A 24,883-nucleotide genomic window follows, 5' to 3' on the forward strand; every position below is an offset into this window, starting at 1 on the left:
TCTAAAAATATAAAACTTTACCACGGGAAAAAATCCAGAACCTGTCCTTCCGGAATTTCATTTTGATCCGCCGGATGTAAGGCGATTCCGTCGGAAAGAAGCCCGGCTCGAACGTCCCCGCTTCCGTTAAACGACTTGGCCGCAATTCCCGTTTGGTCCTTTGTTTCAAGAAAGACAGGAAAATATTCCGGCAAAGAATTTTTCTTTTTGCGGGTTCCGAAAAATGTATATCTTTGCGGTTTTGAAGTTTCCATTCCGAGAAAAGAACGGATATACGGATCCAAAAAAATTCTCGCGCAAACTTGAACGCTGAACGGATTTCCGGGAAGTCCGAAAACCGCGGTCTGTCCTTTTTTACCGAACCAAATCGGTTTACCGGGTTTCAAATGAACCTTGTGAAATACTTCCTCCACTCCAAGTCGCTTTAACAAAGGTGGAACCAAATCCATACTTCCCATGGAAACTCCGCCGGACAAAAGCAGAATATCCGATTGCAAACCTTGTTGTAGGGCTTCCGAAATTTTCGATTCGTCGTCGGGAACCAACAGGACTGCATCCGGTTGAATTTCATATTTTCTTAATAAAGCGATCAGAGAATAAGAATTGGAATCCCGAATTTGATACGGATGTGGTCTCGCGTCCACTGGAACGACTTCGTTTCCGGTCGATATGATCGTAACCTTCGGCAAAGAACTTACGGAAACACGATTCATTCCGAGAGAAGCCAAAAGGGAAAGTTCGGACATTCCGATTTTTGTTCCCGCTTTTATAACGGAATCTCCCTTTTTCAAATCCTCGCCTCGAACCGCTATATTCAAAAAATGGAATACTTTATTCGAGCTGAATCGAACCCGAACTCCATTGCCTTCTTTGGAAACTTCTTCGCTTTCTTCGATCTTAATCACCGCGTCCAGATCTTCCGGTACGACGGCTCCCGTCATGATCTTTACGATTTCCTCTTCCGGATCGAGTTCGGATTCCATTCCGGCAAAAATTTCTTTTTTGCAGGTGTAAATCTTGGACGAATCGTAGTCTTGACTGCGGATCGCATAACCATCCATAGTCGATCTGTTGAACGGAGGATAATCGCGATCCGCGGAAATGTCTCTGGCTAAAATTCTTCCCAAACTTTCCTTCAACGGAAGAATTTCCGTTTTCGCTTTCAAAACGTCGGAAAGAATTTTCGAAATAGCTTCTTCGACGGAAATCAATGACCTTCTCCACGCATCATTTTTTTTGCATGAAAGATCGCGGGAAAGATCGCCTTTAAACTTTCTCTCGCTCCGTTGGAACTTCCGGGAACACAAACGATTAAGGTTTTTTTAATTCTTCCCGCCAAGGAGCGGGACAACATCGCATAAGGAGTTCGATCCTGACCGAAAGAACGCATCGCTTCCGCAACTCCGGGAATTTCCTGATCCAAAAGTTCCTTTACCGTATCGGTCGTATTGTCTCGCGGCCCGAGCCCGGTTCCTCCGGTTGTAACGATCAAATCGATTCCGGATTCGACCCAGGAAAGAATTTTCCTTCGAATCTCTTCGGGTTCGTCTGGCACGATCGAATAATCGGAAATTTCTACATTCGATTCTTTTAATATAGATTCTATCGTTTTACCGGAACCGTCCTCTCTTTTTCCGGCAAACGTGGAATCGGAACAAACGAGGATCGCGGCCTTGGAACCTTCCGCGAACTTGGAGAATTGAGTATCGCTCTTTCCTCCTTTTTTTTCAAGAAGCCGTATGTCCGAAATTTCAAGTTGTTTGTCGATTGGTTTTAGAAGATCGTAGATGGTCAACGCGGCTACGCTCAAGCCCGTGAGAACTTCCATTTCGATTCCGGTTTTACCGATGGACTTCGCCACTGCGTTGATCTTAACTCCGCGTTCTATAACTTCGAAAGTAAGATCGAAAGAATCGATGTTCACCGGATGACAATGAGGAATCAGATCCGAAGTTTTTTTGGACGCGAGTAAGCCGCTCGCCTTTGCTATACCGAAAAGATCGCCTTTCGGCAAAGTGTTTTCGCGGATTCTTTTTACGGTTTCGGGAGTACAATATACGAACCCCTCAGCCGCCGCGGAACGAAGGCTGATTCTTTTTTCTGTGATGTCGATCATTCTCTTGTCCTAACTGAACGTATAAGGACGATTGATGAGAGTTTTTAAAGAATCCATTTTATGATAGTAGTCGACTATATCTCCGATAATCAGAAGCGCTGGGGAACGAACCTCGTTGACTTCGGCGACTTGAACTATGTTTTCCAAATTTCCGGTGACCATTCTTTGATGCGCGAGAGTCGCGTTCTCTACGATTCCCACGGGAAGACTTTCCGGATTTCCACTCTCTATCAGATCGTCCACAATCTCTTTCAGTGAATTCAAACCCATATATACTACTAGAGTTTTTCCTTCACAGGAAAGATTTTTAAAACTATGGGAATTTTTTCCATTCTTTCCATGACCCGAAATATAAAGAATCTCTTTCGAATATTCCCGATGTGTGAGCGGGAAACCGAGGCTCGCCGCGGCTCCGGACGCGGTCGTAATTCCGGCCACGATCTCGCATTCGATTCCGAGGTTTAAAAGAAATTCGTATTCTTCGCCTACTCGACCGAAGACGGAAGGATCTCCTCCCTTGAGTCGAACCACGTTCCCGTATTGAAGCGCGGCATCGGCAATTTTTTGATTGAGATCGATTTGCTGGCAACTGTGTTGTCCCAATCGTTTGCCAACGTAAATCAGCTCCGCTTTTTTACGGCACATCCTGAGAATTTTAGAGGACACTAAGTCGTCGTAAAGAACCGCTTCCGCTTTTCGCAAAACCTTTACGGCCTTTCGAGTCAGAAGTTCCGGATCGCCCGGACCCGCTCCGACCAAATAAACCTTTCCATATTCCCTGTTTGGATTCATACGATCACCTCCGAAATTCCGATTTCTTTCGGAGTATTGAAATTGATAAACGAATTCGTAAAATCCTCATCGACGATCCAATGAGTTTGTGCGTTTTCCAAGATCCGCGAGGGAGAATGAACGGATTCTTGAATATTCCATTCTCTGAATGTCTTTTTTAAAAGTTCGGCCTTGTAAATCGCGGGAAAGGGTTCGGTTTTTCCGTTCACCTTCCAAGCATAGGCCTGCGTTCCGGGAGATTGTCGATAAACGTCGATTAGTCGACTTAGAATCGAACTTTCCAAAACCGGCATATCGCAGGCCAAAACCAAATAATCCGCGGTCGTATCCAAAAGATGCGCGGAAAGAATTCCGGAAATCGGTCCCTGATTCTGATACAAATCCTCGACGAACTCAAGGGAAGAATCGACTTCCAGATACGAAGATTTTTGTTCCTTTCGAACGGAGATCAACGAACGTTCCACAAAAGGACTCAGAGTTTCCATTCTCCGTTGAACCCAAGTTTTGCCGTCGGTTACCAGAAGCCCCTTGTCGGTACCCATACGCGAAGAATTTCCTCCGCAAAGTATCAATCCTATGGGCTTCTTGGTATTCATCGGTGGGCCTTCAATGGCGTATAACGTTCATGTCCGGTCGCACCCGCGGCACAACCTGCGCAGTTTAAGGTCCACTCCGAAGTTCCGTCGCTGAAAAATTCTTTTTTCCAAATCGGAACCTCGTGTTTCACACGATCTATGATATATCGATTTGATTCGTATGCTTCTTTTCTGTGAGAGGAAGTTGTGATGACACAAACGGAAGATTCTTCCGGATAAACGATTCCGGTTCTATGAACACAGATCGCTTTTTTTAGATGAAAGATTTCGGTCGCTTCGTTTAATATTTGTGCGATCATCGGTTCGGCCATCGGAGCATACGCTTCGTAAAAAAGATGAACGACTTTCTTTTTTTCCGTTCCTCCGCTATCTCTCGGTTCTCCGCTAAAAAGAACAACCGCACCGCTGGAAGGATCGTGAGCTTGTGCGATCAGATAGGAAAGATCTATGACTTCTTCTTGAAGATACATTTCAACCTCCGCTCAAAGGAGGAAGGATCAAAACGATTTCCCCTTCTTCCACGATTCGATCCGCGCCGACCATTTTGTCTTGAACCGCCCAAAGCGATACGTCCAAGATTCCGCTCGTTGCAGGTTTTGATTTGCGCATTTCTTCGACTACGTCGAGTACACGTACCGGTGTTTCCAAGTTGAGAATGAAGTCGGATTGAAAATGATCTTTTAAGATTCCGAATGTTTTTACCGCTACGTTCATCTCAACCTCCGATCGCCATCATCGTTAAATCGCTTCCTTTAAAACGGAGATCCTGTTTTTGACGCAAGACCAAAGTAAGAATTTGTTCCATATCGATTCCTTGTTCCATCAACTTAGGAAGCGGAAATCCGGTGGAAGAACTCAGACATCCGTAGAGACTTCCCTTACTATCCAAACGAAGTCTGTCGCAATCCCTGCAAAACGGAGCCGATTCGTTGGCGATGATTCCGAAAGAATTTCCGTTCTGCGTGTTCCAATAATTTGCGGTCGAAGATTCCTTGCGAGTCTGAGGAGTCAAACTTCCGTATTCGTTTTCCACACGATCGAGAATTTCTTCCTGAGTGAAGATCGGAACCGTATCCGAATTTTGAAGATAACCCATTCTCATCAATTCCAAGAACCTGGGAACGATTCCTTTTTCCCAAGAATATTCAAGAATTGGAATGATCTGATCCTCGTTTTTTCCGCGAACAAGAGTACAATTGATTCTTACTTTCAAACCGGAGGAAACCGCGGCTTCAATTCCGCTTAACGTTTGTTTCAACGCGGAACGTCTGCTCATCGTTTTAAAGGATTCCTGGGTCACCGCGTCCAAGGAAACATTGATCGAATCGAGTCCGGCCTCTTTAAGTTCGAAAACCTGTTTCGATAAAACGGAACCGTTCGTTGTGATCGATATTTCCGGGATGTTTAAATTCTTAAGTTCTTTAACGAGAATTTTTAAACCCGGATAGAGGGTCGGTTCGCCTCCTGTAAGACGAACCTTTTTAAGATCCAGAACGGAATGAAGACCTTCCACCAATCGAACCCATTCTTCCGTTTTTAAAAGATCCATCTTTTTTAAACCGAACTCGGACGATTCCCGATCCACGCAATAAGTGCAGGCGAAGTTGCAACGATCCAGGAGGCTGATCCTAAGAGTTTTAAAACTCCTGCCGAAACCGTCGCGTATCATAACCTTACCTCGCGTTTTTCATTTCGCCACCATGGAAGATTCAACGGCAACATAGACCATTCCGTCTTCGACCATCACCGGGAAGGTGCGGACTGAGTATGATTCTCCCGAAATACATTCTCCCGATTTAAGAGAGAATGATTTTTTATGAAGAGGACAAGCGACCTTCGGTTCCCCTTGGGCGTCGCCGGTCAATCCTCTCGATAAAACCATATCTCCCGTATGAGGACAGCGATTCTCACAAGCATACCACTCATCTTCTTGTTGGAAATGAAAAATTGCGATTTGTTCGTCTCCAATCTTAGCGCAGGTTCCCCCGTTCGGAGAGAATTCCGATACGTGGGCGATTTCGATCCAGATTTTTTCTTCAATCGTTGTTTGCATGATGAATTCCTTCCTTAGTTCTTAGGTTACCGAAAGTTCTTTGTTCTGCCAATCCACGGGACGAATCTGACCCCTTTCCTGGATGAACTTCACGTTCTCGTCCGATTGATCGCTGTTGACGAAGTGTTTGAACTTTTTTTGTTTTTCGGGATCGTCCACCACGGCTTTCCATTCGCAGTGATAACTATCGACGAGACCTTGCATTTCCATTTCGAGTTGTTCGTTGATTCCGAGACGATCGTTGATGATTACGTCTTTGAGATAATCGATTCCACCCTCGAGTTGATTGAGCCAAGCCGCGGTTCTTGTGAGTTTATCCGCAGTTCGAATGTAGAACATCAAGAATCGATCGATGTAACGGATACAAGTGTCTTCGTCTATGTCCGCCGCGAGTAACATCGCGTGTTGTGGAGTAACTCCTCCGTTACCGCCGACGTAAAGATTCCATCCTTTTTCAGTCGCGATCAATCCGAAGTCCTTGCTCTGCGCTTCCGCACATTCACGAATACAACCGGACACGGCCCCTTTTAATTTATGCGGAGAACGGATTCCGCGATAACGTTCTTCGATACGAATCGCAAGCGACGTACTGTCTTGAACACCGTAACGACACCAAGTCGAACCGACACAACTTTTTACGGTTCTCATCGCTTTACCATACGCGTGTCCGCTTTCAAAACCGGCGTCCACAAGATCTTTCCAAATATCCGGAAGATCGTCCATCTTCGCACCGAGAAGATCGATTCTTTGTCCGCCGGTGATCTTACAATATAGATTGTATTTCTTAGCGACCGCTCCGATAACGATGAGTCTTTCGGGTGTGATTTCTCCGCCCGGAATTCTCGGAACCACGGAATAAGTTCCGCCTCTTTGAATGTTCGCGAGATACTTGTCGTTCGTGTCTTGGATCTCTCTGTGTTTTTTATGGACGATGGTTTCGTTCCACAAACTCGCGAGAATGGAAGCGACCGCAGGTTTACAAACCTCGCAACCTTTTCCCTTACCGCTTTCAGAGATCACGTCTTCGAAACTTTTCAGTTTCTTAACTTTAATGACTTGAAACAATTCCTGTCTTGAGAACGGAAAGTGTTCGCAGATATGTTCCGTTACTACTTTACCGAGGGATTTTAATTCTCCCTTAAGAAGCGAATTTACCTGAGGAATACATCCTCCACAACCCGTTCCCGCTTTGGTGCACGCCTTCAACGTTCCCATTTCGAAACATTCTTTTTCGCGGATCGCATTGAGAATGTCCCCTTTCGACACGTTGTTACAGGAACAGATTTTCGCTTCGTCCGGAAGAGAACCCGCACCAAACGACGATTCGGCGGATACAGAACCTACGATCAGACTTTCCGGCTCGGCGGGAAGTTCGATCTTGTTCAAATACAACGCGAGAAGATTTCCGTATGCGCTTGCGTCTCCGACGAGAATTCCTCCCAAAAGAGTTTTACCGTCTTCGGATATTACTAATTTCTTATAGATTCCGGTGAGCGGATTTTTAAACGCGATCGGAATGTGATTGGATTGTCCGAGCGCGTCTCCGAAAGAAGCGACGTCCACACCGATCAATTTGAGTTTTGTGGATAAGTCCGAACCGAGATACGTTTTCGATTCTTTTTCCACATAACAAAGATTATGCGCTACGATTTCGGCCATTTCGTAACCGGGCGCGACAAGACCGTAGATCATTCCTTTGTGAAGAGCGCATTCTCCGATGGAATAAATTCCGGAAGCGCTGGTTTCCAAATGATCGTTCACTTGAATTCCGCCTCTTTCACCCACGGCGATTCCCGCATTCTTTGCAAGTTCGTCTCTGGGTCTAATCCCCGCGGAAACAACGAGCATCTCGGTTTCTAAAACCGAACCGTCTTGAAATTCAAGACCGGCAAAAGATTCTTCCCCGATCGCTCTTTTCGTATTTTTTTCCAGATGAATGGAAACACCCAACGTTTCGATTTTGGATTTTAAAATCGAAGAACCCGCGTCGTCCAACTGACGAGGCATCAAACGAGTCGCGAACTCGACTACATCCGTTTTTAGATTCATATCGACGAGAGCTTTTGCGGCTTCGAGACCCAAAAGTCCTCCGCCTAACACAGTCGCTTTTTTTACGGACTTGCCGTATTCTAAAATTTCTTCCAAGTCTTCGATGGTTCTGTAAACGAAAACTCCCTTCTTGTCGATTCCTTCGAAGGTCGGAACGAAAGGAGCGGAGCCGGTTGCGAATACGAGTTTATCGAACGAATAAGCCGCTCCCGAGGACGTTTCCACTTTTTTGGAAGTTACATCCACGGAAGTCACTTTTTCCTTTAGGCGAAGTTCGATTCCGTTTTCAGAATACCAATCCTCTTTGGAAAGATACAACGGATCGACGGAACGATTCGTAAAATATTCGGAGAGATGAACGCGATCGTACGCCCGTCTAGGCTCCTCTCCGAATATTAGAATATTAAACTTTTCGATTCCACCGAACTCGACCAATTTTTCGGCCAGCCTATGACCGACCATCCCATTACCTACTATGATCAACTGTTGTTTTGACATTTTTATTTTTCTCCCGATCTCTCTATACGTGCAAGTTAAGCGGTTTCGATTTCGAGTTGAGTGTCCTCGATTTTACTCCAAACGTAAAAGTTCGTTCCGTATAATACCGCCGCACCGATCAAGACGATGATTCCGAGGATCGTAAACCCCGCGGAATAAGTTCCCCAAGCCGACTTCAAAGACCCGAGAAGATTCGGAACCAAAAATCCGCCGAAACCTCCGAACGCCCCGACGAAACCGGTTACGATTCCGATGTCTTTTTTAAAACGGGACGGAACGAGTTGAAAAACGGAACCGTTTCCGAGTCCCAAACATAACATTAACAAAATGAAAAGTGGAAGAACCAGACCCAAACTCGGCAGAGTTGAAATTCCGAAAAAGATCATGGATACGAGAAGAAGTACGAAACAAAGAACGGTGGCTCCTCCGAATTTATCGGAAAGATAACCTCCGAAAGGACGAATCATACTCGCACCGATGATACAATACGTCGTGTATAAACCTGTGGTGACTTTATCCGCTCCGTACTGATCGTAGAAAAAGATCGGAAGGAAACTTGCTAAACCGACAAACCCGCCGAATGTGATGCTGTATAAGAAACTGAAAATCATCGCGTCTCTAGACTTGACAGGCGCCAAATACTCGAGAATCGTTTTACCGGAAGGTTGAACCTTTTCTTCTTTTGCGAAAAAGTAGAAGAAGATAAAAACGAGAACCATCGGAATCAACGCAAATCCGAAAACCGCGTGCCAACCGAAACTACGAGCCAAATCCGGAGCGAACAATGTAGCGATCACCGAACCGCTGTTTCCGGCTCCGGCAATTCCCATTACTAAACCTTGATATTTTGCCGAATAACTTCTACTCGCAAGAGGAAGCGCAACCGCGAAACTGGAACCCGCGATTCCGAGAAGAAGACCGATCGCAAAAATTTCGGTCATGGAGTTTCCGAACTGCCATCCTAAAAACAAAGGAAGCATGGTAAGAATCATTCCCGTAAGAGCGACTCTTCTCGAACCGAAACGATCGGATAACAATCCCATCGGAATTCGAAGTAACGTTCCTCCGAGAAGCGGAACGGAAACCATCAATCCCTTTTGTGCGGGATTTAAGCCGAATTCTTCGGAAAGAAAAACTCCGAGAGCCGCTAAAAGCATCCATACCATAAAACTAAAATCGAAGTATAGAAAAGCGCTCATAAGCGTCGGAAAGTGACCGGCAGATAAGAATTCTTTGATCTTTTTCATTTTAATATTTTCCTTAAGTGGAAGTTTCCTTTTTAGATTCCTGTCTCTATTCAGCAAAAACCGTACCAGTTTCGGATTAATTTTTAGGCAAAGTGACGGATCGGCCTCCTTTCTATGCGTATTTGCAACTTATAACTTGAAGTGCCGCATTCCATAAGGATCCGAAAGGGCAAAAATTCTCTTCCGAAACGCCGGAGTGAGAATTTTCTGCTGATATATTCAGCATTTGGTACAGTATCCTGTAATTATTTTTGATTTTCGAATATATTATATTTTTATAATATGTTTCAATTGGATTACGAATTCGTAATTCAACCCCGCTTCAGTGTGTGAACGGAAAAGATTTCAATCGAATTAGGGATCGGTTTACCGAAATCGAAACCTGGTACCATTCTTGCATAATATGTACCGTGAACATCGCGGAAACATTTCAAACAACATGCTCCTATTGCGGAGTCGGGTGTGGAGTTCTTATACATAAACATTCTTCCCAAGAATTGAAAGTGGAAGGAGATCCGACTCATCCAGCGAACAAAGGCCTTTTATGTTCCAAGGGAATGAATCTAAACTATTCTTTGTTAAATCGTTCCGATCGTTTGTTCTTTCCTTCGATGAGGAAGGACGGAAATTCTCCGCAGATCAGAACCGATTGGGATTCCGCTCTTCAAAGAATCGCTCAAGAGTTTAAAAAAATCATACAAGAACACGGACCGGATTCGGTCGGCTTCTACGTTTCCGGTCAATTGTTAACCGAAGAATACTACGTAGTAAATAAAATCGCGAAAGGTTTTATCGGAACCAACAATATAGATACGAATTCAAGACTTTGTATGAGTTCCGCGGTCGTCGGTTACAAGATGGCTTTGGGCGAAGACAGCGTCCCGGTGAGTTATGAGGACATTGAACTCGCCGATTGTTTTTTAGTCGCTGGCGCAAACCCCGCCTGGTGTCATCCCATTCTATTTCGCAGAATCGAAGCGCATAAACAAGCGAATCCGAACGTAAAACTCATCGTAGTCGATCCGAGAAAAACGGAAAGTTGCGAGGACGCCGATCTTCATCTTCAAATCAAACCGGGAAGCGACATTCATCTCTTTCATGCAATTGCAAGAATTCTAATAGAACAAAACAGAATCGATTCCGAATTTTTGAAAAATCACACGGAAGGTTTCGAAGAACTCAAAGAAAAAGTATTTCAACAATCCGTTGAAGATTACGCGAACGCTTGCGATATTCCTTCGGAACAAATCCGCCAAGCGGCCCAATGGATCGGCGATTCCAAAGGGTTTCTTTCGCTTTGGGCGATGGGTCTCAATCAAAGTGTGATCGGAGTCAATAAGAACCTCGCCCTTTTGAATCTTTCTCTTCTTACGGGACAAATCGGAAAACCCGGATCGGGACCATTCTCCTTAACCGGACAACCGAACGCGATGGGTGGTAGAGAAGTCGGCGGTCTTTGCAATTTATTGCCCGCTCATAGAAACTTGGCGAATCCGGAACACAGAGCCGAGGTCGCGCAATTTTGGGGTGTGAATTCCATCCAAGAAAAACCGGGTTATAGCGCGACCGAGATGTTCGATCATCTTAGAACCGGAAAGATGAAAGCGATCTGGATCATCTGTACGAATCCGACGGTAAGTCTTCCAGATGCGCGTCTTGTGGAATCCGGTCTTAGATCCGCGGAGTTCGTAGTCGTTCAAGATATTTCCAAAGATTCTTCCGCGATTCCGTTTGCGGACGTGATCTTACCGGCCGCGGGTTGGGCCGAGAAACAAGGTACGATGACCAACTCCGATCGAAGAATCACGTATCTTCCGAAAGTTCTGGATCCTCCGGGCGAAGCGATGCCCGACACTTGGATCTTAAATCAGTTCGCAAAAAAGATGGGATGGACTTCCTCCTTTGCATTTGAAAACGAAGGAGAGGTTTTCGAAGAACATTGTCGCTTAACAAAAGGAACAAACATAGACATCGCGGGACTCGACTATTCCGTTCTTATGGAAAAAAGATCCGTTCAATGGCCTTATCCAACGAAGGGTCACGGTGGCACTCAACGTCTTTTTACCGATCGCAATTTTTATAGACCGAACGGAAAAGCAAAGATTCACGCGGTGGAACCCGATGACAGTTCCGAAAAAGCGACTTCCGATTTTCCTTTGATCTTAACCACGGGAAGAATTCGGGATCAATGGCATACGATGACTCGAACCGGCAAGGTTCGCAAACTCAACGAACACAAACGCGAACCGTATTTGGAAATTCATCCGAATGACGCGAAGATCAGAAACATCGAAGAAGGATCTCTCGTCGAGATTTTCAACGAAAGAGGTAAGACAAAGGTCAAGGCGACGATCACCGAGTCGATCAAAGAAGGTGTTGTTTTTCTTCCCATGCACTGGGGAAAAAAATTAGGAAGGGACGATTCCCGCGCGAACAATCTTACGAGCGGCGCATACGACCCGTATTCAAAACAACCGGGCTTTAAAATTTCCGCGGTTGAAGTTAAAGTTTATCACAAACGAAAAGAAAAAATTCTCATCATAGGCGGAGGCAACGGAACTCTTGCGTTCCTTCGTTCTTACAGAGCTTTGGATCCAGAAAGCGAGATCACGGTTCTTTGTAAGGAAAAAAATCCGTTCTACAACCGCATTCTTCTTCCGGATTATATCAGCGGCGAAAAAATCTTCGGCGACCTGATGGGTGTGAGCGAAGAGGAAATTCTTTCTTGGAACTTCGATATCTTCCCGGATAGGACGGTGACCCAGGTTCATCCCGAAGGTAAGATCGTTCGAGACGATCAAGGCAACACGTATTCTTACGATAAACTGATCTTCGCAACCGGAAGTTCTCCGTTTATCCCGAGTATGATTCCGAAGGAAATGGAAGGAATTTTCGCGCTTCGTTCCAAAGAAGACGCGGAAAAAATCAAGGGCTTTTTCGTAAGAGACACACACGTTCTGATCGTGGGCGGCGGACTTTTGGGTTTGGAACTCGCGGCCGCATTACGATCTTTGCATGTTCGTGTTAGCGTATTAATCCGAACTGACAGACTGATGTCCAAACAACTCGATCCGATCGCCGGAGAAATTCTAAACGAAGAAATCGAATCGAGAGGAATCGAAATCATCCGCAACGCGGAAATCGTAAAGATCAAAGGAACTTCCAGGGTTCAAAGCGTCAAACTCAGTAACGGAGAATCAATCGTTCCCGACGGAATCGTTTATGCGACCGGAACAACTCCGAATCTTCAACTCGCAAAACTCGCGGGTTTGGAATGCAAACAGGGGATTCTCGTGGATCCTTATCTGCGTTCCTCCGATCCGGATATCTATGCGATCGGCGAAGTCGCAGAACATACGTCCGGTCTTTACGGAACCGTAGCCGCAACGGAAGAACAATCCAAAATCGCGGCCAATCATATCTACGGATACGCATTCGATTTTTATAATGGATCGATTCATTCCAATCTTCTAAAAATCCCGGAACTCGATCTTGTTTCATTGAGACTCGCCGATACTCCGATGGATCTTTCCGAAGATAAGTCCGGCGAATACGAGGAAGTCGTTTTTCTCGATCGTAAAAAAAGAAAGTATAAGAAGTGCATTATCAAGGGAGATAAACTCGTAGGAGCGATTCTCATCGGAGATAAATCCAACTTCCAAGATTTTAAAGAACTCATCTCAAGCGGAATCGAACTCGGTGATCGAAGGGAACAACTTCTTTCCGGCGGTGGCACTGCGAGAAAACCCGTAATCGGAAAACTTGTCTGCTCCTGCAACGGAGTGGGCGACGGAAACCTCCGGGAAGAAATCAAGAACGGTTGCAAATCCATGGAAGCCCTTGGTAAGGCCACGGGCGCCGGCACAGGTTGTGGTAGTTGTCGTCCCGAGATTTCTAAAATTCTCAAGTCCGACTTGGCGATGAGTGAAATTGAAAAATGAATCTTAAAAAAATAAAATCGAAAGGGTCCAAAATTGAAAGCTTACAAACAGGGAACGAAAATTCTCGTGTACGTCCTAGTCGTCTTTTCTTTTCTGAAAATCGACGCTCAGGAAACGAAGGAAACTAAATCTCCGGAAGTTCAGAACAACACAATTCAACTTCAAAACAAAGAACCGATTCAGGAATCTCAAAAGCAGGAAGTCAACTCTTCGACGACTACAACGCCGGCTTCGACTTCGAACACGGTTCTTGTTCCACCCAAGGAAACGAAAAAAGAATTACCTTGGTATGAAACCGTTAAATTCGGCGGTTTGATTCGAATTCGTCCAGAAGCGAAATACAACTTCGATTTCGATAGATTCAAAAATGATAATGCGTCTTTCGTAGGCGCCAAGGCGCAGATTTGGATCGAGAAGGAACTCACCGAAAAAACAAAAGTGAGAGTGACCTTGCAGGACACCACTTTGTGGGGAGCGGAAAAAGGTTCGTCGACCGGACTCGATACAGCAAACGATAACACAAGACAATCCGTGGGAATCCGCGAAGCCTGGATCGAATCCAAAGAACTGATCGGTCCGGTTACCTTGCAGGCTGGAAGACAGATTCTCAAATACGGAGACGAAAGACTTGTGGGCGCGTTGGAATGGACCAACGTGGGAAGAAGTTTCAACGGATTTCGTTTTAAAGTGGATAAGGAATTTTTCTCGTCGCACGCATGGGCGATGATCGTGGGCGAACAAGATTCGGACATCGCGGGCAATTCCACTTATTTAGGAAAACGGAATACGTTTCAGACACAGTATAATTGTCCGGCGAATTCTCCAGCAACTACTACTTGTTCGTTATCCGCGGACCTTACCAAACAACAACCGGGGGACGCGACGTTTACGGGGTTTTACAACACATTCAAACCTTCTAAATTTCTTCACGTAGACGGTTACTACATCGGTCTTTATCGCAAGTGGCTTCCTCAAAACAATTCCACGATTCTTCTTTTAACGAATCCGGAAACGGTTCCCAGAGACTCGAGATACGATCAACTTCATACGTTCGGTTTCAGACTTACGAACAGAACGACGAAGGACAAAAAATCGGAAATCCCTTTCGACTTCTCGATCGAATACGCCGTACAAACCGGAAAAACTGGCGTCAACGTAACTCCGGGTTGGGATAGCTTGAATACGAATCTTTCCACGATCGATCCTCTTACGGGCAAAACCGTAACGAAGAGCGTATACAAAGAAAGACAAGGATACGACGCGTACGCATTCGCATTAGATATCGGTTATACACTTGGATCGTTTCGACTCGGCGCGGAATACGACGTCGCGAGCGGAGATCCGAATCGCAAAGACGGAAAGGTCGCAACGTTTTCCAATCTGTTTCATTCCAATCACGTTTTTTACGGAGAAGCGGATCAAGTGAGTTGGGTTAACATGGTCGGTAAGTCCGCGAACCTGACTTGGGACGGGGGAGAATTCGGCAAACTCAGACTCGCCTATTGGATCGTGGATAAACAAAAAATGCAAGACGGTTGGTATGATATAACCGGAAACCTCAAAGACGGAGCGAGTACGGAATCCTACGCAAACGATCGTTTTAAAAATCCGTATCCGCAAAGCGAGAAAGGCGTTCTGGATCAAAGAGGAGTGGGAACCCTCGGAAAGAATCTATTCCGAGAAATCGACTTGGTTTATTCTCTCAAATACAAGGACATACTTTGGGCCTTTGGAGCGAGTTGGATTTATGCGGGCGACGCGGTCCGGGGAAAACTCAACGATAACTCGATATCGCCCGAATTCAGAAAAACGAGTTTTTTACCTCAGGCCCAGTTCGCTTATCTATCGATGACGGTTCAGTTTTAAATCGAACTCGAAAAAGAACTTTCAGAAAGTTGAATGTAGTTTGAACCGAACTGCATTCTTCTTTTTTATACTTGTATTAATAGCCACTTCTAAAATCGTAGTAAAAACAGACGTCTTATCAAACGAAGACGCAGAATATCTCCTGATTCCAGCTCTTCCTCTCTTCGATCGGCTTTTTGATCTTCCGGATAGTTCATCTTGAAAATTCAAAGTATAGAGGTTCCCGGAATACGGGCGATTCATTGCTTTGAAAGGAACAAACATGAAGAAACTCAAGTTTAGCGAACTAAACTTATCCACAGAGATCCAAAACGCGATTTCTGAAATGGGCTTTGAAGAAGCCTCCCCCATTCAATCGGAAGCCATTCCGGTTATACTCAAAGGAAAAGACATCATCGGTCATGCGCAAACCGGAACGGGTAAAACCGCCGCGTTCGCAATTCCTACCATAGAACTTCTCGAAGTAGAAAGCAAACATCTACAAGCGTTGATTCTCTGCCCTACTCGCGAACTCGTAATTCAAGTAAGCGAACAATTTCGTAAGCTGATGAAATACAAAGGAAACTTCGAAGTGGTTCCAGTTTACGGCGGTCAGGAAATCGACAGACAATTAAGAGCGCTTCGTAAAAATCCTCAGATCGTAATCGCGACTCCGGGAAGAATGATGGATCACATGCGAAGAGGTTCCATCCGTCTCGACGATATCAAGATGGTCATACTCGACGAAGCCGACGAAATGTTGGACATGGGTTTCAGAGAGGACATGGAATTCATTCTCAAGGACACCCCGGCGGATCGCCAAACGATCATGTTCTCGGCGACTATGACCGACGACATTCTTACGTTGATGAAACGATTCCAAAAACATCCTCAAATCATCGACGTAACACATCAAAAACTCAGCGCTCCGAAAATCGAACAGATCTATTACGAAATTCAAGAAAACGCAAAGGGAGAAGCCCTTGCAAGATTGATCGAATACAAAAACATCAAACTTGCATTAGTGTTTTGTAATACAAAAGCTCAGGTCGACACGGTCGTGGAACTTTTAAAATCGAGAGGATACTTTGCCGAAGCTCTTCACGGAGATCTCAATCAGAAACAAAGAGATAAGGTGATGAACGGATTTAGAAGCGGAAGTATCGAAATCCTAGTAGCGACCGACGTTGCGGGAAGAGGAATCGACGTAAACAACGTGGAAGCGGTGTTCAACTACGATCTTCCAAGAGACGGAGAAGACTACGTTCACCGGATCGGAAGAACCGGAAGAGCGGGAAAAAAAGGAATCGCGTTCTCCTTTATCGTTGGAAAACAAATCTACAATCTTAAAAAAATCGAACGTATCAACGGAATCAAAATCGAATTGGGCAAAATCCCAACGTTAGACGATCTCGAAGAAACAAAGATTCATTCTTATACCGAGAAAGTAAGATCCATCGTAGACGCGGGTCATATCGGAAACTACGTAAACCAGGTTGAAAAACTGATGGGTGACGATTATACCGCTCTTGATATCGCGGCGGCTTTGTTTAAGATGACGATTCTCAAAGACAGCGTCACCTTCGACGATTCCGTTAAGTTCGAATCCGATTTCAAATACGATGATAGAAATCCCTCCAAAAAGAAATCCGGAGGCGGTGGCGGTAGATACAGAGATCGCAACTTCGGAGGAAGATCCGGAGGCGGCGGTGGAGGTTCAAGACCTAGATCCAATTCAGGCGGCGGATCCGGTTCTCATTCGGGAGGCGGTGGCGGACGTTCTTATGGATCTCACGGAGGCGGATCGGGATCCGGCGGTTCTTCCGGTTCCAAATTCTCCAAAGGGGATAAAAATCAAAAATCCGGCGGAGCCTCTTCCTTCAAAAAAAAGAAGAAGTAAGAACGGTTTCTGCCGAAAATTGAAACAGGACCATCCCTTCGATAGGATCGGATGGTCGTGTTTTATGATCTTCGAATTCATCCTTTCATTGAAACGCATCTCCCTTCTCCTTCTCATCCTATCTTTGGGATCGATTCTTTCTTTGTCCGCGCAATCGACACAATCCTCGCCACAACAAGAAGACCCTTCTCTCAACTTAAGAATGGTTCCGTTTTGGAAAGGAGAAGTCGAAGCCGTTTATAGAGGAAAAGGAAAAGTAAAAATTCGAATCCGAAGAGGATCTATTTTTTACGGAAAAGAAGAAGAGGAAATCAAAGCCATTCTCGAAAGAAAACCTCAATACGCGGTTTTACAATCGAACCCCGAAAAAGAAATCGGTTCGTTTTCCATCCGACAGATCTCCGTCGCATATCAATCCAATTCAAAAGGGAAGAAGGCTTCCGAAATCGAACTCTTCGGAACGTTTAGCGCGAACGTAGGAGTTCCGGAAAATCTTTTAACGGCGGGAACGTTCATACAGGACTACAAACAAGAAGTCGCGTACGTCGAACCGGGCGCATTCTTCACCGAAGATAGAAGAAGAACCAGACCCGCGAAACAACTCAGACATCCGAGAGACGGAAAGGAAATGGTTCTTGTTTCGGGCGGATACGAACAAAACGGAGAATTGTTTTACGAGTCCATGGGATTTTTTCTACACGGACAAGGAAACGAATCGGCCGAAGACAGTTACAATCCGTTCTACTTCAAAGCGGAACGAGGAAATCTTCAGGACATCTCCTCGTATTACATAGACAAATACGAAGTTACAAATCAAGAATATTCTAAATTTCTAAAGGAAACGAACACACCTCCGCCTCCGCATTGGAAGCAAGGGACTTTTCCTTCGGGTAAGGAACACCATCCCATAAACGGAATCACTTACAGAGAAGCCGAAGCCTATGCGCGTTGGTCCGGTAAACGACTTCCCACAGAAATGGAATGGGAGAAGGCCGCACGCGGAACCGGAATGACTTGGATGATCAATCGGGACGAGTCGTATTCCTTCTTTCCAAGTCCTTTGGAATATCCATTCGGAAACGATTTTGATTCTTCTCTCTGTAATACCCTGGAAAGTAAAAAGTCGGATACGATTTCGGTTTACGAACTTGCAAAAAAATCTTCAAGCCCTTACGGTGCGATCGGAATGTGCGGCAACGTAGCGGAATGGACAAGTTCGGATTATCTTCCGTATCGAGGACATTCCTTAAAACGAAACGCATTCGGAAAAATGCATAAAGTCATTCGAGGCGGTTCTTATTCATCCACCAAGGAAGAATCTACCGTGTATTTCAGATCCTTCGGCGGGATTCCGAATTTAAAAACGGATCGAAGAGCGGGCATTCGTCTCGTTTGGGATTTGCCGGGAAAGTAAGACGTCTCGTTTTTCCGACGATCTTGTCGTAAAAACGAAAAGATCCGACCCGTATTACGTTACCCTGGCTCTTCTCAAAAGTTTATCCAAAAGAGAAGGTGAGAATCTGCTGATCCAATACGCCAACATTTCTCGAAACTGAGAAGGATAAACGTCCCTCTTCTTGGATTCGATCGCTTTCAAAACGATGGCCGCAACCTTTTCGACTCGCATTCCATTCTTAATTCCCTCGTCCATAATTCCGTACGCGGAACCGTCGCCCGACAAGGCCTTCACGGAAATATCTGTCTTCACATAACCGGGAGAAACGGTCATAACGTGCATTCCGCTTTCGTAGGTTTCCAGTCGAATGCTGTCCATAAAGGCTTGGACCGCGTGTTTGCTCGCGGCATAACCGGAACGATATTGAGTCGCGAACCTTCCCTGCAAGGATGACACTGCGATAAAATGTCCTTGGTTTTGTCTGAGTTCCGATTCCAAAAGACGGAACAGATGAATCAAAGGATAAAAATTTATGTTCATTAGACTTTCATAAACTTTAAAATCCGTTTCTTTTGCAAGACCGCGCATACTGATTCCGGCGCTGTGGATCAGTCCGTCGATTCGTCTCACTTTCTTTCTAAATTCTTCCGTGATCTTTTTGATTTGGGAAGAATCGGAAACGTCACCCGGAAGAGCGATCACCTTGTCCGGAAACGAAGCTTCGTTTTTTAAGTCCTTTAACAATTCTTTTCTTCGAGCAATCGCGCCTACCACTGCGCCGTTTCGATTGAGTTCCAAAACGAGAGCCTTTCCTATTCCGGAACTTGCGCCCGTAACCAAAAATGATTTTTCTAAAAAGAAGGATGTGATCATAAAACCCGATTGAAGATACCAGAAACGAACAAAAAAGCAAATGAAAATAGAGGGAAAAAATCCTTTAGAGAATCCGAACCGATAAAAAGATGATCCTATCGAACGCAACAAAAGCGAGATGAGGTTGGAATGAGTAGCGCTCTACAGGAACTTAAAGAGAGAATTCGTTTTCGAAACACGGACTTTCAAAGAAATTATGAAAGTAGATACTATTGGTTTCCGGAAGAATCTCCTCCGTTTTGTGTCATCGAAGTGAATCAATACGATCCGTATCACGACATGACCTTGTATCTTGAAGTCGATCTTACAACGATGAAAATCGTGAAGTCCGCAGTGGAAGAAAAAAGGGTTCCTTACGAAACCTGTCCGGCCGCCGTGAAAACATACGATTACTTAGTCGGAGAGGAAATGTCCTACGCGAAACTGATGAATCGTTTTCCCGCGGATAAAACGTTAGGTTGTCTTCATATCAACGAATTGATTCAAAACGCCGCGATGAATTTTCATTCCGCATACGCGTTCTATCTCAAAGAAAGAAATTTCCCGGCACAATACGACGAGTATAAAATGTATGAAGGTGATCTTCCCGCCCGCGAAAGAAGAGAAATCGGAAGACATTGGTGGATGAAGGATCGAGGAGTGAAAAATTCCTGTTATTCTTTCTCCACACGTCATGAAAAACCGGACCTCAAAGAACAGGTGAAACATCTTGACAGCATCACCGCAATGATGGTAAAAGAATTCAAGAAATCGAGAAGGGAAGAATCGTAACGTACGATAACCCCGACTTGAAATCGACTTCAAGCCCGCTTAGCTCAGGGGTAGAGCATTTCCCTCGTAATGAAAAGGTCGCCGGTTCAATTCCGGCAGCGGGCTTTCGCTAAATCTCTTGCCCTTTCGCTTTCGATATTCACTCTGTCCATCGTGTCTCATCTGATTCTCATTCCCCTATGCTTGATCGCGGGTTTTATACTCAAACGAGGGAGAATTTTTCCGGAAAACGCGGGGTTAACTCTCGGCAGTTTTGTGATTTATATTTCCTTACCTTCTTTGATTCTAACGAACGTTCCAACGATGAGATTGGAAAGTTCTTTGATCTTTTTGGCGACGATGCCCTGGTTCATCTTCGGACTTTCCATCGTATTCTTTTACTCGATCGGAAAATTCTTCCATTGGGATCGGGAAACTCGAATCGCCGTTACGCTTTGTTGCGGACTCGGAAATACATCTTTTTTAGGGCTTCCCGTCTTAAGGATGTTTTACGGAGAAGAAGTCACCGATTCCGTATTGATCATCGATCAGTTCGGAACCTTTCTTTGTTTGGCGATTCCCGGATTTATTTTAGCGTTGCGTTTCCTTTCCAAAAACGAACAGGAAAAAAGCGAGAACCCGTTGAAATCCATTTTGAAAAAGCTATTCACTTTCCCACCGTTTCTTGCTTTACTTTTTTCGTTTTTCCTCAGACTTTTCACCATTCCGGAATCGATTCATTCCGTATTGAAAATCTTGGGAGAAACTCTGGTGCCGATCGCCCTATTTACAGTCGGATTTCAAATGGAACTGCCGGCTTTGAGTTCCAAAAACGAGAAGTCCGAGAATTTCATACAACCGTTAACGTTTGGACTGATTTATAAATTGTTCATTGCTCCGATTTTGGTCTTGATCGTGTATCGATTTTTCAACGTGAATCTGAAACACTTGAAAGTTGCGGTTTTGGAAGCGGGAATGGCTCCCATGATTACTGCATCCATCGTTTCCATGCAGATGGGTTTTAAACCGACACTCTCTGCGGCATTTCCCGGAGTTGGTATTCTTGTTTCCATTCCTACTTTGTTTATACTCTATTCTTTACTGGAGAATTTTTTCTGACCGATTTTTCAGACTCATTGATCGACCTCTTTTCCGCAGTCAAAACCGGGAAGACGGATGAAATCCAAAAACTTCTTTCTTCGATGGAAGGAGAACCAGTCCTAATCGATTGGCTGAAGGATTACCGTGACAGCTACGGTTCCGGCGTTTTATCTTGGGCGGTTAAGAATTTGGATCGGGAATCGATCGAACTTCTTCTCGAAGCCGGAGCCGATCCCGACGAAACGAACGCAAGAGGAGAAACCCCGCTCTTAACTTCTTTGGATCAGGGAAAGGAAGATTTGATTCGAATCTTTCTCGAAGCCGGAGCCGATTCCGGTAAAAAAGATTTTTCCGGGAACACACCACTTACAAAAGCGGTAAGCACCGGGAACTTGGAAATCGTGGAGATGGTTTTCGAAAACGAAAACGCAACACCCGATCTTGAGGAAAGAAACGGAGAAGGATACAGTCCTCTTCTACTCGCGGTGGATCTCGGTCATCTTTCCATCGTGGAATATCTTTTGGAACAAGACGCGGATTTTTTAAAAAAGAATTCGGAAGGAAGAACCATTCTTCACTTAACCGCTCTTCACAACGATTACGAAATCTTGGATTTGTTTTTGGAAAAAGAAGAAACCAAAAGCATTCTTGAAAATCGGGACGCGGACGGAAATACGGCTTTGTTACTCGCGGCTTCGCACGACGGCGTGGAATGTTTGGAAAAACTTTTAAAAATCGGAGCCGATTTCTTAAAAGTAAACGCTTCCGGAAAAACCGGTCTCGAAGAAGCCGAAAGACAAAAGTATCATCACGTTTCTAAAATTCTCAAAAAGGTACTCACCGAAAGACTTTTCGATGCCGCCGAACACGGCGAAGACGATTTATGCAAAACCGTTCTTCGATTGGGAATTTCGCCGAACGTGATCGATGCGGAGGGGAACACTCCTCTTCACATAGCCGTAGTTCACGATCGGATATCCACGGCCACACTGTTGTTGAGTTTAAACGCTTCCCAATTCCTAAAAAACTTGGAAGGAAAATCTCCATTAGACATCGCTAAAGAAGAAACCAAGGAAGAATTGATTCTCCTCTTGGAACCGGAACCCGAAAAGGATTAAACGAATCTTTTACTAAGAAGATCGAGTAGTTCTTCCGGGTCGTCCGACACGATTAAACCCTCTTTCGTTTCCGGGTCTAAAAAGCCGTCGTCCACCATTCTCCCCAATTGTTTTAGAAGAAATTCGAAGTAACCGTTTACGTTGAGCAAACCCAAGGGTTTTGAAATCAGCTTCAATTGATTCCAAGTGGTGATCTCGACGAGTTCGTCCAAGGTTCCGATTCCTCCGGGCAACGCGATAAAGCCCGAAGATTTTTCGTACATTCTAAACTTTCGTTCGTGCATGGAAGAAACGATCATCAGATCCTTAACACGATCGTGTTTCACTTCCTTGATGGAAAGAAAATCGGGAATGATTCCCGAAACGGTTCCGCCTTTTTCCATCACCGCGTCGGCGATCGTTCCCATAATTCCGCAGGAAGCTCCTCCGAATACTAAGTCGAAATTTTTTTCCACGAGCAAACGACCCAGATCCTGAGCCGTCTTGGTATAAACCGGATTGGTTCCGGAACGGGAACCGCAAAAAACACAAACTGCCGGATTGGTTGAATTCATAATCTCTCTTTTAGTTCTATTCAATATGACTTTTAGGAACGTAAATTCTTTATAAAATCATTCGTTCTATTTCTTTATTTTCATCGGAAAGATTTCTGTAACGTTTTTCTTTTTCTTCGCTTGGGAAAAAAATGTTTGAATTTCGGATTCTTTCGTCTTATCTATCTCTCACTCTTTAGAACCTATGAAAAAACAAATTCAAAAAACGATTCCCTATCTTCTTACTATTTTTTTCCTTTTGTTTCAAATCGGCGTATCGAACGTGTTTGGCCAAGCGAAACCGGTTCAACCCGATCCGGACGTTTTGGAAAGAGAAGCCAACGAACTCGAAATCAAAGCGGGCAAGGCTCAGGATTCGGTTACGAGACAAAGGATGATTCTCGAAGTTCAGAGAAAAAGAACAGAGGCCTCCGAACTCAGGGACAAACTTCACGAACAGGAACTCGCCAAAACTCCGAAAGGGGCTACGTTCGAAATTTCGATTCTTTTCAACCAAGCGACTTGGGTTCCGGAATCTTTAGCGAGAAGACAAAACGTTTCCGTCAACGAGGCGAACACATTTCTTTATACGAGCGGGTTCTATCAAAACGTAAACACGATCGCAAGAGTCGGAGGATTCGACGCGCACCTCATCAACAACACGGGAAGTTTTTATTCCGATCCGCAGGGAAACACAAAGACCGCGTATCCGATCAAATTTTTATTCTTAACCGAATCCAAGAAGTTCGGAGTGGAAGGAAGTTTTCTCGATTTTAGAATCAATCCTTCGTATTCTTCCATGAACATCAATCCTTCTCCCGCAAACTTGAATCAAAGTTACAGCGTATACGGACCTCAATTTAGAAGAACGGATATCCAACTGAATCTTTTGTATTTTTTTGAAACGGGTTCGGGGACCAGAATCGGGCCTTCCGTGGGAATCAGAAACCTGGATATCTATTCCAAAGAATACGGAAACTTACCGGGCGGTTTGGGCTTCGGAAACTTGGAGGAAAAGGCCGGAGGATTAGGTCCCCAAATCGGATTTAGAATCGTAAAAAAATTGAACAACTACTTTCAATTTCATGCGAACGCCGATTACTTTAAAACATTAGGAAAATATCATCTAAAGACGAATGCGACCACGGCTTACAATGGCGCTCAAAACTTTTTAGTCACCGAAACCGCCGGCTCCGCAGGCGAGAATCTCGTGAAACGAACCGGTTACCAACTCGACACGGGAGTTTCTTTTTCAAGAACAAGCTGGTTGAAGTTCACGTTCGGTTTTCAATATACGGAAATGCGATCTTCCGTGAGCGGATATAACTACAACGCGAATCTTTTGTTTCCCGATCTCGTAAGTACGACCGCTTTGAATACGATCACAAAACCCGTGGACTTAGCGACGACGAGACCCGCCTTACAAAAGGAAGTCATCGATACTTACTACGGATTTTATCTGGGAATTACTTTAACGCTTTGAGAAAGGTTGGAGGTTGCCTCGCAGAACTTTTCCAAGTTTCGAGGCAACCGTATTCGGAAGAATCTTACTTAACGGGAACGGTTGCGAGTTGCATCCAACCGGCTTTTTCAATCAGAGCGAATCCGCCGAAAAGAACCGTGGTGTAAAACATATCGCCTAAAAGTGTGTTCTGGAAAAAAGGGACCGCCATGATGTAACACTGAACGAGTCCGTTCAAATCATAAGTATAATATCCCGCAAGCCATACGTAAAAGTTCGTAAGGATAAAAAACGCTACGGAACTTCCCAAAGAAGTAAGCGCGATTTTTCCAACGGAAGAAGAAGTTCTTAACTGCCATCCAGCCACAACAACCAGAAGAGTCGTTGCGTAAACAGGCAACATTTGATCGTGGAACCCGAGAATTAAATCGCTGATAAACAGAGCGGCAATCGGAAGAAGCAGAGAAAGTTTCTTAGAAGCGAAATGAGCTCCCGCAAAAAGAGAAATCGCAAGAATAGGCGAAAAGTTAGCCGGGTGCGGAAAATAACGGCTTGCAACCGCAATTAGAATGAGGGAAAGAACGATAAAACTTTTTGAACGTACCATAAAGCG

Annotated in this window: 21 protein-coding genes and 1 tRNA gene; 9 read left to right on the plus strand and 13 right to left on the minus strand. The window is 44.8% G+C overall.

Translation table 11 applies throughout. The features are described from left to right. Positions 1-17: 17 nt before the first annotated feature. The 10 genes from CH367_RS12640 to CH367_RS12685 are packed head-to-tail and all read right to left on the minus strand — an operon-like array spanning position 18 to position 9,351. Complete coding sequence (locus tag CH367_RS12640; protein WP_100762871.1) at positions 18-1,211, minus strand: molybdopterin molybdotransferase MoeA; 1,194 nt, start codon at positions 1,209-1,211, stop codon at positions 18-20. Beyond that, positions 1,208-2,116 (minus strand): bifunctional molybdenum cofactor biosynthesis protein MoaC/MoaB, encoded by a 909-nt coding sequence (moaCB, locus tag CH367_RS12645; protein ID WP_100762872.1) that lies wholly within the window; start codon positions 2,114-2,116, stop codon positions 1,208-1,210. The genes CH367_RS12640 and moaCB overlap by 4 nt, the downstream gene beginning before the upstream one ends. Positions 2,117-2,125: 9 nt before the next feature. Then, on the minus strand, positions 2,126-2,908 hold the full coding sequence (gene cobA / locus CH367_RS12650; protein ID WP_100762873.1) for a uroporphyrinogen-III C-methyltransferase: 783 nt from the start codon (positions 2,906-2,908) through the stop codon (positions 2,126-2,128). After that, positions 2,905-3,504 (minus strand): molybdenum cofactor guanylyltransferase, encoded by a 600-nt coding sequence (mobA, locus tag CH367_RS12655; protein ID WP_100762874.1) that lies wholly within the window; start codon positions 3,502-3,504, stop codon positions 2,905-2,907. Before mobA ends, cobA begins: the two co-directional genes overlap by 4 nt. Beyond that, a complete protein-coding gene (locus CH367_RS12660) occupies positions 3,501-3,974 on the minus strand; it encodes a molybdenum cofactor biosynthesis protein MoaE (protein WP_100762875.1) in 474 nt (157 codons plus the stop codon). Before CH367_RS12660 ends, mobA begins: the two co-directional genes overlap by 4 nt. A gap of 1 nt (position 3,975) precedes the next feature. After that, a complete protein-coding gene (locus tag CH367_RS12665; protein WP_100762876.1) occupies positions 3,976-4,218 on the minus strand; it encodes a MoaD/ThiS family protein in 243 nt (80 codons plus the stop codon). Between the two features lies 1 nt (position 4,219). Next, positions 4,220-5,173, minus strand: a complete 954-nt coding sequence (locus tag CH367_RS12670; RefSeq protein ID WP_100762877.1) for a GTP 3',8-cyclase MoaA — start codon at positions 5,171-5,173, stop codon at positions 4,220-4,222. An 18-nt stretch (positions 5,174-5,191) separates the two neighbouring features. Next, positions 5,192-5,557 (minus strand): nitrite reductase small subunit NirD, encoded by a 366-nt coding sequence (gene nirD, locus CH367_RS12675; protein WP_100762878.1) that lies wholly within the window; start codon positions 5,555-5,557, stop codon positions 5,192-5,194. A 21-nt stretch (positions 5,558-5,578) separates the two neighbouring features. Continuing rightward, entirely contained in the window at positions 5,579-8,104 is a 2,526-nt protein-coding gene (nirB, locus tag CH367_RS12680) for a nitrite reductase large subunit NirB (RefSeq protein WP_100762879.1), read from the minus strand. A gap of 35 nt (positions 8,105-8,139) precedes the next feature. Beyond that, positions 8,140-9,351 carry a nitrate/nitrite transporter gene (locus CH367_RS12685; RefSeq protein ID WP_100763019.1) on the minus strand — a complete coding sequence of 404 codons (1,212 nt, stop codon included), beginning with the start codon at positions 9,349-9,351 and terminating at the stop codon, positions 8,140-8,142. Between the two features lie 410 nt (positions 9,352-9,761). Here CH367_RS12685 and CH367_RS12690 point away from each other — a divergent pair, with 410 nt between their 5' ends. The 4 genes from CH367_RS12690 (at position 9,762) to CH367_RS12710 (ending at position 18,451) form a co-directional block, all read left to right on the plus strand. Then, positions 9,762-13,292 (plus strand): molybdopterin-dependent oxidoreductase, encoded by a 3,531-nt coding sequence (locus CH367_RS12690; RefSeq protein ID WP_100763020.1) that lies wholly within the window; start codon positions 9,762-9,764, stop codon positions 13,290-13,292. 33 nt (positions 13,293-13,325) lie between these two features. Then, positions 13,326-15,158 carry an alginate export family protein gene (locus CH367_RS12695; RefSeq protein WP_100762880.1) on the plus strand — a complete coding sequence of 611 codons (1,833 nt, stop codon included), beginning with the start codon at positions 13,326-13,328 and terminating at the stop codon, positions 15,156-15,158. Positions 15,159-15,420: 262 nt separating this feature from the next. Continuing rightward, entirely contained in the window at positions 15,421-17,037 is a 1,617-nt protein-coding gene (locus CH367_RS12705) for a DEAD/DEAH box helicase (protein ID WP_100762881.1), read from the plus strand. 64 nt (positions 17,038-17,101) lie between these two features. Continuing rightward, positions 17,102-18,451 (plus strand): formylglycine-generating enzyme family protein, encoded by a 1,350-nt coding sequence (locus CH367_RS12710; protein ID WP_100763021.1) that lies wholly within the window; start codon positions 17,102-17,104, stop codon positions 18,449-18,451. Positions 18,452-18,505: 54 nt separating this feature from the next. Here CH367_RS12710 and CH367_RS12715 read toward each other — a convergent pair whose 3' ends face one another. Then, on the minus strand, positions 18,506-19,306 hold the full coding sequence (locus tag CH367_RS12715; RefSeq protein WP_100763022.1) for an SDR family NAD(P)-dependent oxidoreductase: 801 nt from the start codon (positions 19,304-19,306) through the stop codon (positions 18,506-18,508). A gap of 129 nt (positions 19,307-19,435) precedes the next feature. On the opposite strand from CH367_RS12715, the gene CH367_RS12720 reads away from it, so the two are divergent. From CH367_RS12720 to CH367_RS12735, 4 genes are all read left to right on the plus strand, one after another. Further along, positions 19,436-20,077, plus strand: a complete 642-nt coding sequence (locus CH367_RS12720; RefSeq protein ID WP_100762882.1) for a DUF2889 domain-containing protein — start codon at positions 19,436-19,438, stop codon at positions 20,075-20,077. A 33-nt stretch (positions 20,078-20,110) separates the two neighbouring features. Continuing rightward, a tRNA-Thr gene (locus CH367_RS12725) sits at positions 20,111-20,182 on the plus strand. Positions 20,183-20,230: 48 nt separating this feature from the next. Beyond that, a complete protein-coding gene (locus CH367_RS12730) occupies positions 20,231-21,175 on the plus strand; it encodes an AEC family transporter (protein WP_100762883.1) in 945 nt (314 codons plus the stop codon). An 83-nt stretch (positions 21,176-21,258) separates the two neighbouring features. Beyond that, positions 21,259-22,275 carry an ankyrin repeat domain-containing protein gene (locus CH367_RS12735; protein WP_100763023.1) on the plus strand — a complete coding sequence of 339 codons (1,017 nt, stop codon included), beginning with the start codon at positions 21,259-21,261 and terminating at the stop codon, positions 22,273-22,275. Here the strand turns inward: CH367_RS12735 and CH367_RS12740 are convergent. Next, a complete protein-coding gene (locus CH367_RS12740; RefSeq protein WP_100762884.1) occupies positions 22,272-22,829 on the minus strand; it encodes an LOG family protein in 558 nt (185 codons plus the stop codon). The two genes, CH367_RS12735 and CH367_RS12740, sit on opposite strands and share 4 nt — an antisense overlap. Before the next feature lie 184 nt (positions 22,830-23,013). Between CH367_RS12740 and CH367_RS12745 the strand changes: the two genes are divergently transcribed. Further along, positions 23,014-24,291 (plus strand): LA_2444/LA_4059 family outer membrane protein, encoded by a 1,278-nt coding sequence (locus CH367_RS12745; protein WP_100762885.1) that lies wholly within the window; start codon positions 23,014-23,016, stop codon positions 24,289-24,291. Positions 24,292-24,355: 64 nt separating this feature from the next. Here CH367_RS12745 and CH367_RS12750 read toward each other — a convergent pair whose 3' ends face one another. Beyond that, on the minus strand, positions 24,356-24,877 hold the full coding sequence (locus CH367_RS12750) for a DUF6580 family putative transport protein (RefSeq protein ID WP_100762886.1): 522 nt from the start codon (positions 24,875-24,877) through the stop codon (positions 24,356-24,358). Positions 24,878-24,883: the final 6 nt, after the last annotated feature.

The sequence above is a fragment of the Leptospira barantonii genome (assembly GCF_002811925.1).
Taxonomy (GTDB): domain Bacteria; phylum Spirochaetota; class Leptospiria; order Leptospirales; family Leptospiraceae; genus Leptospira; species Leptospira barantonii.